General features: G+C 31.9%; 19 protein-coding genes and 1 pseudogene. 16 read left to right on the forward strand and 4 right to left on the reverse strand.

Annotation, left to right across the window (positions count from 1 at the left end):
- The first annotated feature begins 58 nt into the window (after positions 1-58).
- Both M1D73_RS05070 and M1D73_RS05075 read left to right on the forward strand, forming a co-directional pair.
- Positions 59-448 (forward strand): hypothetical protein, encoded by a 390-nt coding sequence (locus M1D73_RS05070; protein ID WP_065211908.1) that lies wholly within the window; start codon positions 59-61, stop codon positions 446-448.
- A gap of 94 nt (positions 449-542) precedes the next feature.
- Positions 543-643: pseudogene (locus M1D73_RS05075) on the forward strand (DAK2 domain-containing protein); the annotation flags it as partial.
- Positions 644-1,068: 425 nt separating this feature from the next.
- Here M1D73_RS05075 and M1D73_RS05080 read toward each other — a convergent pair.
- On the reverse strand, positions 1,069-1,962 hold the full coding sequence (locus M1D73_RS05080; RefSeq protein WP_000395467.1) for a helix-turn-helix domain-containing protein: 894 nt from the start codon (positions 1,960-1,962) through the stop codon (positions 1,069-1,071).
- A gap of 368 nt (positions 1,963-2,330) precedes the next feature.
- Here M1D73_RS05080 and M1D73_RS05085 point away from each other — a divergent pair, with 368 nt between their 5' ends.
- The 5 genes from M1D73_RS05085 (at position 2,331) to M1D73_RS05105 (ending at position 7,304) form a co-directional block, all read left to right on the forward strand.
- A complete protein-coding gene (locus tag M1D73_RS05085) occupies positions 2,331-2,612 on the forward strand; it encodes a hypothetical protein (RefSeq protein WP_000473820.1) in 282 nt (93 codons plus the stop codon).
- 1,134 nt (positions 2,613-3,746) lie between these two features.
- On the forward strand, positions 3,747-5,480 hold the full coding sequence (locus M1D73_RS05090; RefSeq protein ID WP_000288216.1) for an S-layer homology domain-containing protein: 1,734 nt from the start codon (positions 3,747-3,749) through the stop codon (positions 5,478-5,480).
- 126 nt (positions 5,481-5,606) lie between these two features.
- Complete coding sequence (locus tag M1D73_RS05095; RefSeq protein ID WP_001035208.1) at positions 5,607-6,251, forward strand: hypothetical protein; 645 nt, start codon at positions 5,607-5,609, stop codon at positions 6,249-6,251.
- A 113-nt stretch (positions 6,252-6,364) separates the two neighbouring features.
- The gene (locus M1D73_RS05100; RefSeq protein WP_001078066.1) at positions 6,365-6,679 is read left to right on the forward strand and encodes a PadR family transcriptional regulator; all 315 of its coding nucleotides are present in this window, start codon (positions 6,365-6,367) and stop codon (positions 6,677-6,679) included.
- A gap of 13 nt (positions 6,680-6,692) precedes the next feature.
- Positions 6,693-7,304 (forward strand): DUF2812 domain-containing protein, encoded by a 612-nt coding sequence (locus tag M1D73_RS05105; RefSeq protein WP_002195227.1) that lies wholly within the window; start codon positions 6,693-6,695, stop codon positions 7,302-7,304.
- 347 nt (positions 7,305-7,651) lie between these two features.
- Here M1D73_RS05105 and M1D73_RS05110 read toward each other — a convergent pair whose 3' ends face one another.
- Positions 7,652-7,891 carry a DUF2798 domain-containing protein gene (locus tag M1D73_RS05110; protein WP_000700224.1) on the reverse strand — a complete coding sequence of 80 codons (240 nt, stop codon included), beginning with the start codon at positions 7,889-7,891 and terminating at the stop codon, positions 7,652-7,654.
- 278 nt (positions 7,892-8,169) lie between these two features.
- Here M1D73_RS05110 and M1D73_RS05115 point away from each other — a divergent pair, with 278 nt between their 5' ends.
- The gene (locus M1D73_RS05115; RefSeq protein WP_000120216.1) at positions 8,170-8,583 is read left to right on the forward strand and encodes a hypothetical protein; all 414 of its coding nucleotides are present in this window, start codon (positions 8,170-8,172) and stop codon (positions 8,581-8,583) included.
- An 84-nt stretch (positions 8,584-8,667) separates the two neighbouring features.
- Here M1D73_RS05115 and M1D73_RS05120 read toward each other — a convergent pair whose 3' ends face one another.
- Entirely contained in the window at positions 8,668-9,123 is a 456-nt protein-coding gene (locus M1D73_RS05120; protein ID WP_121868497.1) for a hypothetical protein, read from the reverse strand.
- A 213-nt stretch (positions 9,124-9,336) separates the two neighbouring features.
- Between M1D73_RS05120 and M1D73_RS05125 the strand changes: the two genes are divergently transcribed.
- From M1D73_RS05125 to M1D73_RS05135, 3 genes are all read left to right on the forward strand, one after another.
- Positions 9,337-9,726 (forward strand): YflT domain-containing protein, encoded by a 390-nt coding sequence (locus M1D73_RS05125; RefSeq protein WP_000448799.1) that lies wholly within the window; start codon positions 9,337-9,339, stop codon positions 9,724-9,726.
- A 50-nt stretch (positions 9,727-9,776) separates the two neighbouring features.
- A complete protein-coding gene (locus M1D73_RS05130; protein ID WP_000004257.1) occupies positions 9,777-9,977 on the forward strand; it encodes a CsbD family protein in 201 nt (66 codons plus the stop codon).
- Between the two features lie 75 nt (positions 9,978-10,052).
- Positions 10,053-10,304: a GlsB/YeaQ/YmgE family stress response membrane protein gene (locus tag M1D73_RS05135; RefSeq protein WP_000522903.1), complete on the forward strand. Its 252-nt coding sequence runs from the start codon at positions 10,053-10,055 to the stop codon at positions 10,302-10,304.
- Positions 10,305-10,485: 181 nt separating this feature from the next.
- On the opposite strand, the gene M1D73_RS05140 is transcribed toward M1D73_RS05135, so the two are convergent.
- Positions 10,486-10,686 (reverse strand): hypothetical protein, encoded by a 201-nt coding sequence (locus M1D73_RS05140; protein WP_000391011.1) that lies wholly within the window; start codon positions 10,684-10,686, stop codon positions 10,486-10,488.
- 196 nt (positions 10,687-10,882) lie between these two features.
- Here M1D73_RS05140 and rsbV point away from each other — a divergent pair, with 196 nt between their 5' ends.
- The 5 genes from rsbV (at position 10,883) to M1D73_RS05165 (ending at position 14,275) form a co-directional block, all read left to right on the forward strand.
- The gene (gene rsbV / locus M1D73_RS05145) at positions 10,883-11,221 is read left to right on the forward strand and encodes an anti sigma b factor antagonist RsbV (RefSeq protein WP_002195245.1); all 339 of its coding nucleotides are present in this window, start codon (positions 10,883-10,885) and stop codon (positions 11,219-11,221) included.
- A gap of 6 nt (positions 11,222-11,227) precedes the next feature.
- Entirely contained in the window at positions 11,228-11,710 is a 483-nt protein-coding gene (gene rsbW, locus M1D73_RS05150) for an anti-sigma B factor RsbW (RefSeq protein WP_000970576.1), read from the forward strand.
- Positions 11,673-12,449, forward strand: coding sequence for an RNA polymerase sigma factor SigB (sigB, locus tag M1D73_RS05155; RefSeq protein WP_002164611.1), 777 nt, complete (start codon positions 11,673-11,675; stop codon positions 12,447-12,449). Before rsbW ends, sigB begins: the two co-directional genes overlap by 38 nt.
- Before the next feature lie 70 nt (positions 12,450-12,519).
- Entirely contained in the window at positions 12,520-12,960 is a 441-nt protein-coding gene (locus tag M1D73_RS05160; RefSeq protein WP_000017755.1) for a ferritin-like domain-containing protein, read from the forward strand.
- A gap of 172 nt (positions 12,961-13,132) precedes the next feature.
- Complete coding sequence (locus M1D73_RS05165; RefSeq protein WP_121868498.1) at positions 13,133-14,275, forward strand: fused response regulator/phosphatase; 1,143 nt, start codon at positions 13,133-13,135, stop codon at positions 14,273-14,275.
- Positions 14,276-14,289 lie beyond the last annotated feature (14 nt).

The raw sequence follows: 14,289 nt of genomic DNA on the forward strand, positions 1-14,289 counted from the left end.
AACGTTTTTTGCATTTAATATATTGTAAATATATTTTATTTTGGAAGGATGTGATTATATGGCTCATAAATCTACTGGAGTGTTTCGAGTTCCAGTTTCTGAAAATGGGATTATTCCAACTGCTCTCAACATTATGTTAAACAATGATTCACGCTGTCATACTAGTAATGTAACGGTAACTGTTAAGAGAAGTCGAAACACCTTTTTCCCAACTCAAAATGAATTAGTTGAAATCTCTCGTACTTTTGTTTCTTTAGAACCAAACAGAACAACTAAGATTGTGTTGTTTACTCCAGAATTCCAAGTAGAAGATTTCCTTGATATCATCATTAGTGGAAATAGAGAGGATGTTAAGGATGTTCTTGTATATTCTTTCTTAGCAGATTCAGTAGGTCATAATCTGCCATCTACTGTTTTCAGAAATGCAGAATACACTTTTGCTTGCTGACACTGTGATAATGTATTCTTTACTGTCGTATATCTGAATTGAAATGTTGCAAACAGCACTTCAAGGCATATAATCTATCGTTGAAAGATCATTCGGCAGAGGAGCGGTAGTTGGTGAAAGAAGTTTAGGATATCCAGATGCAGGTGCACATGCGCTTGGGGTACCTTTACGGAGATTTCGGGTAGTTTGAAATAGAAATTAGAGGATCCCTTCTACCTTAAGGTGAAGGGTTTTTTTAATATGTTTTTTGATATATATTGCTAAATATGTTCCCATAATTCATTCTATTGTATTGAGAATAATGTCATCTACATCAAAAAACGGTTTATAAAAGGAACTAGTATTTGAAGAAGTTCCACCTCAAACATACTCCTATGCATATAAGTATGTTTGAGGTGGATTTATTAAAGAATTTTATATATAGCATGAATGAAAATGGGATAAATAAAACAATGCTTCTCAGTATGTTTTTAAGAATTAATTGAGCAGGTCCTTGTAAAAATAAAGAAAAGACATCTAAAGGTGCCTTTCGCCGACTTAAATTAATTTTAATATTATCGATCTAAGTTTAAAAGCTGTAGGGATTTTTTCTGTGGGTTTTGTAAGTAGTTTTTACGAAATTATGAGTGTTTTTTATTTTGTATTTCAATAAGTTCATCTGGTAGCATTTTTGTATAATATTCTTTTTCTGTTAGTTCAAATATAAATAATGCTTTTTTCCAGTTATAAATAACATCTTCTACATTATGTTGTTTCATTTTTAATAAACACTGACCTTTTAAATAGAATAGTTCACCTAGTAAGTATAAAGTATTTAGATTAATTGCTAATTTGATACCCTTATCAATATACTTTATTGCCTCTTCATGTTGATATGTGAAGTCGAAACATTTTGCTAAATTTAACATGAGTTTTAATTTAATTTCTTTATCTCTAGGAAAATCTAATTTATTAAAATTAGTTAAACATCTTTTGAATATATTAATACTTTTTTCATATTCTTTATTTTCTGCATAAAATATAGCCATTGTTTGCATAATATCTATTTCTCTTTCTGATAAAAAATCAGAATTAGTTAAAGTCAGTTTTAATGCATTATTTAAAAAATCTAAAGCAGTTTTTATTGATTTATCCACCATAAATATAGCAATTGCTTCATGCCACATTAGAAATTGTTTCTCATCTTTTGTTTGAAAATTATTTAAGTTTTTCTCTTTTTTTACTATTTCATAAAGTTCTTTATATTGTTTTTGCTTTAAGCAATCTTTTATTACGTATTTTACGTTTTCTACATATTTTAATCTTTTGTTTTGAGTTAGTGCAAATATGTTATTCGGATCAATACCAAGTCTTTCTGATAATTGATATAACAATATACTAGATGGATAAATCATACCTTTTTCAATCTTGCTAATTTGACTTTGTGAACATATTCCATGACATAATTCGGATTGTGATATATTTTTTTTAATTCTAAGTTCTTTAATGGTAATACCCAAATCGTTAAATTCCATTTTGCCACCTACTATTTAGCACTTTATTAATATAAGAACATTCTCTAACCTTAATGTAATGTAAAATTAATATAGTTGCAATTATTGTTTTAAAGGGCTTATCGTTTCTATAAGATGGTGAGATTTTTTTATGTACAAAAAAGACACCCTAAGGTGCCTTACGCCGACTTGGACCACATTCGTTTAATATAAACCTATCTGTATTTTCACATGCTTCTCTAATTCCTCTATTTTCCATTTGATAAAATAAAATCCTAATATTACTAATAATTAAATAAATATTTCTACATATTCAAGATATTTACATAAATTACAAAAGTGATACATTTAAGTTGTAATCTATAAAAACTATTAAAGGGGGATTTATTATGTTCAAGAAATTAGTAGTAGGAGCGTTAGCAACAGGTATTGCATTAACAGGAGGAATGGGTGCAGCTTCAGCTGATACACAAAAAGCTGTGAGCTCTCCGAAGCAAGCAGCCTGCTCCATTCCTTATGAGTATTCTAATGGTAAATTCAAAAGAACTCTTTATTACTCAAATGGAGTATATGCTAATAGTTTTAATGAAAATGTTTGTGGCGGGACGATTACGTGGTATTTAAAACATGTTCAACATGGAGTTGCTTTTTACGAAGGTAATTTAAAATAGTAGATTTTTTGAACCTCATTTATTGAGGTTCTTTTATTTTTAGTTTTTAAACTGATTCTCTATAAAAAAGACACCCTAAGGTGCCTTTTTGCGATTTGATCCATTGTAATATGGTATTGAATGTCAGTCCGATTATTATTTTACTATGTTAAGTAGTTTCGATTATTGAGAAAAAATACAACTCATTGTTTGAATGCAAAAAAGCCCTAGGGGGACTAGGACTTTTTGCTAGAATGAATAAGATTTAAAAAAGGACTTATATAACGTAACATATGAATGTTTCGTAAATGTATCAAAAAAATGAACAAAATAGTTATTTTAAATAAAAAAAGCTCCGCGATAAAAGCTGCGGAGCTTCATAAGGTCGAGTTATGTCGTACTCACAAGGGATTTTAACATGAATGTTGTGGTAAAAATACCGGTAAATTTATCCTATAACCCCCCCCGCTGATTAGAGTTTCACTTCATTCGAAGGAATTTATGTTTTATAAATTAGATTATGATAGTTGATATTTTCCATATTGACCAGAAAAGAACTAAAAATTCTAGTGAAATTCCAAGTGTTCGTTTCCTAGTTTTTTGAAATTCTTTTATTAAATAGCCAACAGCACTAATTGCTATAAGAATGAAAAGAATAAGTTCGAGTGTAACTGGCATTTTATCTACTCCTAATACATTAATTTGTTATATAAAGATTATAAGATATTTTTGTGATTAGTAGTGAAAAATTCAATAGAATTATCTCTAAATGGAGTAAATGTTTCAACGGACCAATCAAATGTCAATACAACAAGTGTTATACAATATACGCATGGAGAGCCGTGGGGCTGAAGAAATATTGAAGTATAAAGAGTTGTTAGATCGAAGGATGATTACCGAAGAAGAGTTCTAAGTGAAGAAAAAGTAACTAATAAGTATATAGATGAAACGCTCAGATGAGCGTTTTTTTATTTATATATTCGCAAGTAAAATAACATAATATCACTATGAATCCTTATAACAATATGAATTTTTGCATATTTTAAAATTCAATATATCCCTCAAAAACTTTTAATTGTATAATATATTTTGTCATATTTTTAGATTTTTCGACATAAACCAACAAAAATAGAGAACGTATTGGGAGAAGACATTATGTATACAAAACTATTAAAATCAATTACATCATTATCACTGATTGGTGGTGCGTTGTTATATACAAATGGCAGTGGTGTGAAGGCTGCTGAAGTGGGTGTTTTTTCTGATGTGCCGACATCACATTGGTCATATCCTGCGATTAAAGATTTAGCGAGTAAAAATATTATTTCCGGTTATGGGAATGGGATATTTGGTTTTGGAGATGTTGCGACAAGGGAGCAAGTTGCGGCTTTAATTTATCGAGTGTTAGTACCGAATAAACAAGGCGGTTCGTTTAGTAATGATGGAACTCGTTACGTATTAAAGGATGGGTCTACGTTTAAAAATCCTTACGGTGATATTAATCAAAGTTCTACAATGTTTCCAGAAGAGGTATTAACTTTAACGAATTTAGGAGTTTTTAAAGGTGATGAAAATGGCCAATTTAGACCGAAAGCTTCTGTGAGTCGTGCGGAAATGGCACAAATTCTTACAAATGCTTTCCATCTTGCGGCAAAACAAAAACATACCTTTAAGGATGTTCCAAATCCATTTTGGGCAGAAAACGCAATTAGTGCAGTGCAGTCAAATGGAATCGCAGATGGCACAGGGAACGGGAATTTTGAACCGTATGGCACAGTAACACGTGAACAGTATGCGCAGTTTTTATATAAAACTTTAAAATATAAAAATGCCGATGTGAAAGATACAGGAGATGCTGCATTATTAACAGCGTTTAAAGAGGAAGTACAAAAGCGTATTAATACATACGAGACAAATATTACACTTCCATATAAAACGAAAAACAATAATACAAACGAAGTGATGAATACACTTTTTAACGCATATAAAGAAGTTGCAAGTAAAAATGAGTATACAAATAATAATAGATCGAATGTTTCATATGGACTTTCTGGATCACCTGGAAATTATACATTTACGCTTAAGATTACATATCGTGAAACGAAAGAACAGACGGAATATGTCATGAAACAAGCGAAAGCAATCGTTTCTTCTATTACTCAAGTTGGAATGGATGATCACGAAAAAGTGAAGGCGATTCATGATTACGTAGTAAAACATGTTTCTTATGATACGTCTTATAAAGCTTACACAGCATATGAAGCACTTGTAAATCGTTCTGCGGTTTGCCAAGGTTACGCACTATTAACGTATCAATTATTAAAAGAAGCAGGAATTGAAAATCATTTCGTGACAGGAACTGGGGACGGACAACCTCATGCTTGGAATTTAGTGAAAATCGAAAACAAATGGTATCATCTTGATACAACATTTGATGATCCGGTTCCAGATGAGCAGGGCCGCGTAACGTATTCGTATTTCAATTTATCAGATGAACAAATCGCAAGAAATCATGAGTGGAACCGCGGAGACTACCCGCAAGCTACAACGAATTATTATAGTACACTGACAAACAAAATTGCGGCAGGTAGTACGAAAACGCCTGCATATCAACAAATATTAAAAGATACAAAGTTAAACTATTTAGGAAATGAATATATCGCAAATAACTATACCGAATTAAAAAATAAAATGCAGCAACGCTATAGTGCAAAACCAGAGAAAATTGAAGTGCTATACAAGCAATCAATGAATGGTGCACTGCAAGATGTGAAAAAGGCAATTGGTGAAATCGATTATCCGCAAGGGGCAAATCGAGTTTCTTATAAAGCGGAGCCTTACAATGCGAAAGAAGGGTATTCTTTAGTAACAATTACGTTTACGTATTAAGAATGAGAAAAAGCATCTGTTTCAGATGCTTTTTTTTTATTGTATTGATTCGACAAAATATGACAGGGGAAAGCGAATTGGTCTGTTATGATAATTTTTGAAATTTTACATTTTGGAGGATTAATCATGAACAAAAAGAAGATTTTCGGTGCGTTAATAGGAATTGTAGCCTTATTTGTAATTATTAATGTAGTTGTTATGAAAGAGAAAACGACATCAACTAGTGAAAAAATGTACTCTGAGAAAGAATATAATAAATTAGTAGATGAACATTTTGAAGAAACGCAAAAGTTGAAAAGTGATATGAGTGTGTTAGAAACTGAAAAAAAATCTCTTGATGAGCAAGTGAAGAAGTTAAAAGATGAGTTAGCGAAAAAAGAGCAACAAGTAGCGCAGCAGCCGGTTCAACAAGAACAACCAAAGCAGGAACCACAACAACCAGCACCAGCGCAACAGCCGGAAAAGAAAGAAGAGCCAAAACCAGAACAACCTACTGGAGCATTCGAAAATCCAATGAAAAGCATAAACAAAACAGAGGCAATGAATAAAGTAAAAGAAAAGGCGAAGAAAGACTTCCAAGATGATTATATGACACAAAACTTTGTTGCGGAGGAACAATCAAAAGCATTTGATTTCTTAAACAGTATTGAAATTAAATCACAAGAAGAATTAAATGTAATGAAGAATGCATTGAAAGATTTTTCTAACGACTTTATGACCGCGAAGTTTGTTTATGAAGAGCAAATGAAGGCGAAGAATAAGCAAGGGTAAAACAAAAACGCTATCTTTTAAAAAGGTAGCGTTTTTGTTTTGGGTTATAAAGTTATTCCTACATTTGACATATACAGTTTAACTATATATTTATCGTTACATTGGAGGTCTTTATGAATAGAGATAAAAATTTACCATTAACGGAAACAACGTATTACGTTCTTTTAGCTTTATTAGAGCCAGCTCATGGATATTTAATTATGCAAAAGGTGGAGGAACTGAGTAATCATCAAGTAAAAATCGCAGCGGGTACATTGTATGGTGCGGTTGAAAATTTATTAAAACAAGGGTTAATAGAATCAGTAAAAAGTGAAGATAAACGAAGAAAAGTGTATGTTATTACGGAACGCGGGAAAGAAGTATTGCACTTAGACTTTATGAGAATGCAGCACATTATTGAGGTTACAAAGAGTTTATTACACGTATAGTTAGGGGGAAACGATGATGTGGAGATTGAAATTCTTTTTAGACTTTGAGAAAGAGGAAAAATGGTTAGAAGAGATGGCTTGGAAAGGCTATCAACTGGAAAGCACTACATTTGGTTATACATTTAGATATACAGAACCAGAAGATGCGACGATTAAAATAGACCATAGAGTATTTAGTAGAAAAAGTGACTTTATTAATTACTGTACATTATTTGAAGATAGTGGCTGGGAGCATATAGCTGGTAATCGTTGGTCAGGTACGTACTATTTTAAAAAGGTAAATGAGGAAAGTGAAGATGACATTTTTTCAGATCCAATGTCACGAGCAGGGAAGTATAAGCGTCTATCTAAAACATTTTTAGAATTAGCAATCTGTTATTTGCCAATATTATTTTTATTTATGTATAGTAATACAATGAATTTAGGAGCCTTTGTAAATCCGAAAGAACTATACTTGACGCCAGGATTATGGGATAAGCAAGGTGTATCATTTCTATGGTCATTCTTATTTGAAACGCCATTTGCATTAATGAGAGGACTTTTTTTGACATTTATCCCCGTTGCGACATGTATGTTTTTCGTTTGCTCGTATAAAGCGAATCGATTGTATGAAGAGAGAAGATGATAGGATGGATCCCCTGAAAGCTTAAACTCTTGGGATAGATGGGCATCTATAATGACACTTTTCAAAAGAATCAGCTTTATAGAGCATACCCATAGTTTATAGTCTACTATATACCTTTTCATGAATATGTAAAATTACATAAAATTTCAGTGAAAAAGAGAGTATACTTTCGTATTGTGTAATAAAGATAAAGCCCGCCTACGGAAATAGGCGGGCTTTTTTTACTTATAAAGAAAAGACAACCTTTAAGGTGTCTTCCTTCGATTTGAAACATTTTACTAGGTTAAGTTTTTGTGATAATAAACTCTTTTAATTGGAATGAACCTACGCAGTACATCACTTTATTCTTAAGCATCATTCTCAACAAAAGTGAAGATTTTCATTATCTTTTTAACTACAAAGGGTAATAATTTAGAAGCTAAAAATGCAAGTACGAAAGCAATTCCCCATGTTTTCATCCATGATTTGAGAAATAAAGCTGTATATCCAACATTCATTGAAACCATGACGAAAGAGATAATGCTAGATATGCCTAAAATCATAAAGATATTAAAAATTAATGGTTCAAATTTTTTATTGATTTTCAACATTAACACCTATTTTCTATATGCTTTGCTGCCCAATTTCACCAACATCTAATCTTACAGTTTGAAATCTAGGTTGTCCAGTTTGTTTTACTTTGGTGCAATAGCGATATTGTTTGGAATAAAGTTTCACTTTATTATTTAAGAGCGAATAAATGAAAAATAAAATATCCAAAAATATAGATAGAAATCCGCTTTTATACCTTTCAATAAAAGAATACTAGCATTATATATTATAAGGAATACTTGTCCTTAATTGTAAATGAAAGGGGGGAATTGGTATGAGTTATGGCTATGGTCACCCTCCAAAAAAATGCTTTGAACATCATAATGAAACTTTATCAACGGGTGTATTACGTAGACATTCCGCTACGTTATTTCTTACTGTTGAAGCTATGAATGTTGATCCAGATGATACTCGTAGAGTAACAGTTGAAATGTTTGATTGGTCATCGGGTTCTCCGGTATTGTTACCATTAATAGACCCTTCAACACAAACATTGCCACCTAATCGATATGTTACTTTTCGTTCAGCAGCTCTTCCTCCAGCACTCTTTGCTTATGAAGTAAGAATCATTCGTCCGAAAGATAGAGATGTTGTTACAAATGTTTTTGGTCTTAGTGCAATCGTATTTAACCCACAAGAAGGAAATAATGTTTTACAACATGATTTAGCAAAATTAGACTTTAAATAGATTTTATAAAGGTCTATTTATTGAGCATGATTAAACAAAAGAGTAGGGTGTAATCCTACTCTTTTTTTAACGTTAACTAGAATTTTAAAAGAAATCCTTCATCATTTTAGCATCTTTAATATTTACTATCACACCTTCTACCTTATCTTTCTTCTCATCTTTAGCAATTGTAATTTGTTCCTTATTATCAACCCAAACAAGAAACTCTTCTTTGGAGTCATCTTTATATGTAACGGTAATAGTAGAATGTGCAGATTCTCTCTTTTTTTGATCTAAAGTAATTGTTGTAGGTGTTCCATTTTGAACTGCTGAAACGATAGATTGTATCATTTCTTCGTTATCTGTTTGAGATTTGGAAGTAGTATGATTTGTTGTTTTCAGTATTTCAATGTCTGAAATATTTGCGGAGTTTAATTGAAAGGTATATTGTGCATGTTCTTGCTTAACTTGTGAAGCTTTATCTGTAGCCGAGGTGCTTGCACAACCTATTAAAGTGAAAGATAGAGCGGTTAGTGCGCATATAGATATGATTTTTTTCATAGTATCCCTCCTTAAGATTAATTATAACAATTTTCTGTTAATTTAGGTAGTTATTGTAAGGGGAAGATGTTTTAAAGTGGTAAATGATGTTGTTCATTTTCTATTAAAATTAAAATTCACATAATTTTTTTCATATTTTATGTTTAACATTTCGAAAATAGGTGTACTACATATAATATAACAAATAATTCATTTTAAAGGAGGAAGTTAAAGATGGAAACGAAGTATAGGAAACCTTTTGTATATGAATTTATTACGGAGAAAGAGGTCATGAATGCGGCGAATGATCTAGTGAAGAAAGGAATAGAACAAAAAGATATTTACGTGTTAACACATGAGAAAGAGAGGACAGATAGAATCGCAGATAATGCAGACGTGAACACGATTGGAATAAAAGAGGAAGGACTTGGGACAAGCATTATTAATGTCTTTCAAAAAACGGGAGATCAGTTAAGAAATAAGATGCAGGAGTTAGGGCTTAATGAGGAAGAAGCAAACTTCTACGAAGAAAAGCTAGATGAAGGGAAGATCTTGTTATTCGTTAAAGATTTAGAAAGAGTCGGTGAATGGTTACACGAAAGAAGATGCATGTATTCTATTTAAATTTGTATCCTGTAAATCTATAAATCTATTACGAAAAGGAGATGGGAAATATGAGTGAGAGCGGACTAAAAGAACAAATTACTGGTAAAGTGGAAAAGGCAAAGGGACAAGTAAAAGAAGGAATTGGTGAAGTTACAGAAGATAGAAAGTTGAAAAATGAAGGGAAGTGGGACAAGACGAAGGGAACGATAAAAGAAAAAGTCGGAAAAGTGAAACAAAAGATAAGTGATGGATTGGATAATAAAGAATAATACATGTTTATCAAGCTTTGGTTACATACCAAAGCTTGATAAATCCAATATAAAACGAATATAGGAGGTTTAATTGTGGGACTTATTATTACGTGTATTGTAGGTGGACTTATTGGTGCGTTAGCTGGAATGATTACGGGAAAAGACTTTCCTTTAGGTATAGTTGGTAATGTGATTGCCGGATTAATTGGATCTTGGGTAGGTAGTGCGTTATTTGGTCATTGGGGTCCTGAATGGGGAGGCATTTTCGTTCTTCCAGCGTTATTAGGTGCAATCGTCTTTATTTTAATCGTTACATTCTTCTCTAGAATGCTACGGAAAGCGTAAGTATGATAATGAATAGTAATCTTAAGTTTATTATATATAACTATAAAGTGAATGAACTGATAAAAATACATAAAAAAGCATCCAATTAAACTAATTTGGATGCTTTTTTATGTATTTTACATAGGAATGAGTGGAGGATGAAGAACCCCCCACTCATTAACATTACACTTTCTATTATGTATTAAGCCATCGTTACCTTTTTACAATTATTTATTCTTACGACTTGCCTTGGTTCTATATGAGATAAGTCCTCGCTATTACTTATATCAACTACAATTGTATTCGTTAGTATGTTAATAATGGAACCAACTAATTTTGTAGCATGATCGTGTCGATAAGAAAATTGAACGAAATCTCCCTTTTTAAAGTTGTGCTCTTCCATAGATAGATCCCCCTAAAAATAATGTTTATACATTATACATACACAAAATTATAAGTTTTAAACATTTATTAGTACGATTTAAGTGTTAAGCCGAGAAAGGTGTAGAAAATTTATTTATAATGAAAATAAAAAAATATGTTTAAAACTAATTTTTATGGGTAATTAAATAGTAAAAGTTCGAGATAAGGGGGCGGAAATGATGAATTTGGCAATAAATATTTTGCAAAATGATGGAGGTTATACGGTACAACTTAATGGTGAAATTGATGCATATACGGCATCAGATTTAAAAAATAAGATTATGCCTATTGCAAGCGAAAAAGAGGTTCAGATTGTAGTAGATTTTCATAACGTAGATTATATGGATAGCACCGGTTTAGGTGTTTTTATAGCGCTATTAAAAGCGGTTAAGAAAAATGATGGAAAACTAGAGTTTATTGGTGTATCTAAAAGGTTAAAAAGATTATTTGATATTACAGGGTTAACAGAAATATTAAATTTGAATTCCGATTTTGAAAAAGTAGAAAGAAGGTGACTAGGGATGATGGAGAGATTTGAAAAGATAGAAATGAAAATTCCTGCAAAGGCAGAATATGTGGCTATTATTCGTTTAACAATGGCTGGTGTTGCGAATCGAATGGGCTTTGCTTATGACGATATAGAAGATATGAAAATTGCTATTAGTGAAGCATGTACAAATATTGTACAACATGCATATAAAGAAGACGTTGGAGAAATTGCAATTGTCTTTGGACTATATGAAAATCGATTAGAAATTATGGTTGCGGATAATGGGGTTAGCTTTGATTTTAATAACTTAAAAAGGAAAGTTGGTCCGTATGATATTAGTAAACCAGTAGAACATTTGCCGGAAAATGGTTTAGGTTTATATTTAATTAATACGTTAATGGATGATATACAAATCATGCATGATGAGGGTATGACAGTTTTAATGACAAAATATATACAAAGAGAGCAGGTGGAGAATGATGGAAATCCAATCTCAACCTACGAATCTTACTAAAGAAGACGTTATTAAACTAATTGCAGACTTCCAACAAAACCAATGTGATGAAGCGCAGGAAAGGTTAGTTGAGCATTATAAAAATCTTGTCTATTCCATTGCATATCGCTATTCAAAAGGCGGACCGATGCATGAGGATATTATACAAGTAGGCATGTTAGGGCTCTTAGGTGCAATAAGAAGGTATGATTATTCGATAGGGAATGCCTTTGAGCCTTTTGCAATACCTACAATAGTAGGCGAAATAAAGAAGTATTTACGTGATAAAACTTGGGGCATTCACGTTCCAAGGCGAATTAAAGATTTGGGCGGGAAAATTAAGCTTGCGATAGAGGAGCTAACAGATCACCTACAACGTTCACCGAGGATAATAGAAATCGCAAATCATTTAGGACTATCGGAAGAGGAAGTTCTAGAGATTATGGATGCGAAAAATAATTATCGAGTATCTTCCTTAGATGATGTAGTTGAAAATTCATCTGATGGAAGTTCGGTAGCGAGAATTGAATCTGTAGGTGAAGTAGAGCAAGGATATGAAGAGACAGAAAGGCGTCTCGTTTTAAAGGATATTTTTAACGTATTAAATGATACGGAAAAGAGTGTTATTCATTATATATTTGGAGAAAATTTAAATCAAAAAGATACAGGGGAACGGTTAGGTATTTCACAAATGCACGTTTCTCGTATTAAAAGACAAGCGATAAGTAAATTGAAGCAAGCCGCATTTTTAGATACATAAAAAATTTAAAATAATGATGTTTAAAACATGAGAAAAGGGGTACTTATTAAGTATAGGAGGAGATATGAAAATGTCACACGATGTGAAAGAACTAATCGAAGGATTGAATGAAGATTTAGCAGGAGAATACTCAGCAATTATTATGTATAACCATAATGCAGCTACAGTTTCTGGTATATATAGACAAGTGTTAAAACCTTTCTTTGAATCTGAAATTAGTGATGAACAAGGACATGCCCTATATTTAGCGGAGAAAATTAAGACGCTAGGTGGTACCCCCACTACGATCCCTTTACCAGTGAAACAAGTAGAAGATGTTAGAGAAATGTTAGAATCCGCTAGACAATCAGAATATGAAACAATTAAGCGTTATGAAACGAGAAAAGAACAGGCAGCGAAATTAAATATGACAGAGTTAGTTGTAAAACTAGAAGATATGATTGCCGATGAAACAAATCATATGGAAGAATTAGATCGTCTTTTAAATGATAAAGCAATGGTGTTAAATTAAAAGTAGAAATTTATAGAGTGAAAGAACAAATTCCTATTTCTAGGGGTTTGTTCTTTTGTTGTATAAATATGTTTGAGTAAGAAATTTTCATTTTGTAACTGAGTATGTAATACTAGAAAAATAGAAAATGATAATAGATTTACATTTTAAATAAGAAAAGGGGAAATAACTTGTGTCCATTTTAATTGTTGATGATAATCCGGTTAACATATTTGTAATTGAGAAGATTTTAAAACAAGCCGGATATCATGATCTTGTATCGCTCAATTCTGCACAAGAGCTCTTCGAATACATACAGTTTGGAAAAGATTCTTCCAGGCATAATGAAATTGATTTAATATTATTAGATATTATGATGCCTGAAATTGATGGACTTGAAGTTTGTAGGCGATTACAAAAAGAGGAGAAGTTTAAAGATATCCCTATTATTTTTGTTACAGCTTTAGAGGATGCAAATAAATTGGCCGAAGCTCTTGATATGGGGGCAATGGATTATATTACGAAACCTATAAATAAAGTTGAACTATTAGCACGTATGCGTGTAGCGTTACGCTTGAAATCGGAATTAAATTGGCATAAAGAGCAAGAAGAAAATCTTCGGAATGAACTAGATTTAGCTACGCAAGTACAAAGAAACTTATTAAGTAGCCCATTAAGAGAAGATCATCTAAAAATTGAAGCAAGTTACTTGCCCTCATTTAAACTAGCTGGAGATATGTATTATTGGTATAAAATCGATGAAAATCGCTACGGTATTATATTATTAGATGTGATGGGACATGGTGTATCTGCTTCATTAGTTTGTATGTTTATTTCGTCTGTATTACGTGAAACGATTAAATGTTTAATTGATCCAGAACTCGTTATTAAAGAATTAAATAAATATATGACCCTTTTACATAATGAAAATGATAATATTCCCTATTATTTTACGGCCATATACTTAGTTGTTAATACAGAAGATAGAACAGTTGAATATGTCAATGCAGGGCATCCTTCTGGATATGTTTTAGTTGATGAAACAAATGTAGTTGAACTAGATCGCGGGAGTTGTGCGGTAGGATTTTTTGATGAAATAAAAGTTGAAAAGACAGTTATACCTTTTGAGAAAAATGCTCAAATCGTATTATTTACAGATGGTGTTCTTGAAGCAATTGCAAATGATGAATTTGAGGCTGAAGAGAAATTACGTACTTTTACAGAAAGAAAATGGGGAGATTTAGAAGGCGAGATAGAAGGGTTTTACAAGGAAGAACAAAAGAAAGCGCAATCAGATGATATGTGTCTCATTATGATACAAACGAATGCGAAATAAAAAGCGTATGAAAT

This window comes from Bacillus sp. PK3-067 (assembly GCF_056738645.1).

Bases quoted from the DNA above. Each gene is read 5' to 3' on its own strand.
- M1D73_RS05130 (WP_000004257.1), top strand. From the start codon at position 9,777: ATGAGTGAGAGCGGACTAAAAGAACAAATTACTGGTAAAGTGGAAAAG.
- M1D73_RS05160 (WP_000017755.1), top strand. From the start codon at position 12,520: ATGTCACACGATGTGAAAGAACTAATCGAAGGATTGAATGAAGATTTA.
- M1D73_RS05080 (WP_000395467.1), bottom strand. From the start codon at position 1,962: ATGGAATTTAACGATTTGGGTATTACCATTAAAGAACTTAGAATTAAA.
- rsbW (WP_000970576.1), top strand. From the start codon at position 11,228: ATGATGGAGAGATTTGAAAAGATAGAAATGAAAATTCCTGCAAAGGCA.
- M1D73_RS05070 (WP_065211908.1), top strand. From the start codon at position 59: ATGGCTCATAAATCTACTGGAGTGTTTCGAGTTCCAGTTTCTGAAAAT.
- M1D73_RS05100 (WP_001078066.1), top strand. From the start codon at position 6,365: ATGAATAGAGATAAAAATTTACCATTAACGGAAACAACGTATTACGTT.
- rsbV (WP_002195245.1), top strand. From the start codon at position 10,883: ATGATGAATTTGGCAATAAATATTTTGCAAAATGATGGAGGTTATACG.
- M1D73_RS05105 (WP_002195227.1), top strand. From the start codon at position 6,693: ATGATGTGGAGATTGAAATTCTTTTTAGACTTTGAGAAAGAGGAAAAA.
- M1D73_RS05090 (WP_000288216.1), top strand. From the start codon at position 3,747: ATGTATACAAAACTATTAAAATCAATTACATCATTATCACTGATTGGT.
- M1D73_RS05085 (WP_000473820.1), top strand. From the start codon at position 2,331: ATGTTCAAGAAATTAGTAGTAGGAGCGTTAGCAACAGGTATTGCATTA.
- M1D73_RS05095 (WP_001035208.1), top strand. From the start codon at position 5,607: ATGAACAAAAAGAAGATTTTCGGTGCGTTAATAGGAATTGTAGCCTTA.
- M1D73_RS05140 (WP_000391011.1), bottom strand. From the start codon at position 10,686: ATGGAAGAGCACAACTTTAAAAAGGGAGATTTCGTTCAATTTTCTTAT.
- M1D73_RS05120 (WP_121868497.1), bottom strand. From the start codon at position 9,123: ATGAAAAAAATCATATCTATATGCGCACTAACCGCTCTATCTTTCACT.
- M1D73_RS05115 (WP_000120216.1), top strand. From the start codon at position 8,170: ATGAGTTATGGCTATGGTCACCCTCCAAAAAAATGCTTTGAACATCAT.
- M1D73_RS05125 (WP_000448799.1), top strand. From the start codon at position 9,337: ATGGAAACGAAGTATAGGAAACCTTTTGTATATGAATTTATTACGGAG.
- sigB (WP_002164611.1), top strand. From the start codon at position 11,673: ATGATGGAAATCCAATCTCAACCTACGAATCTTACTAAAGAAGACGTT.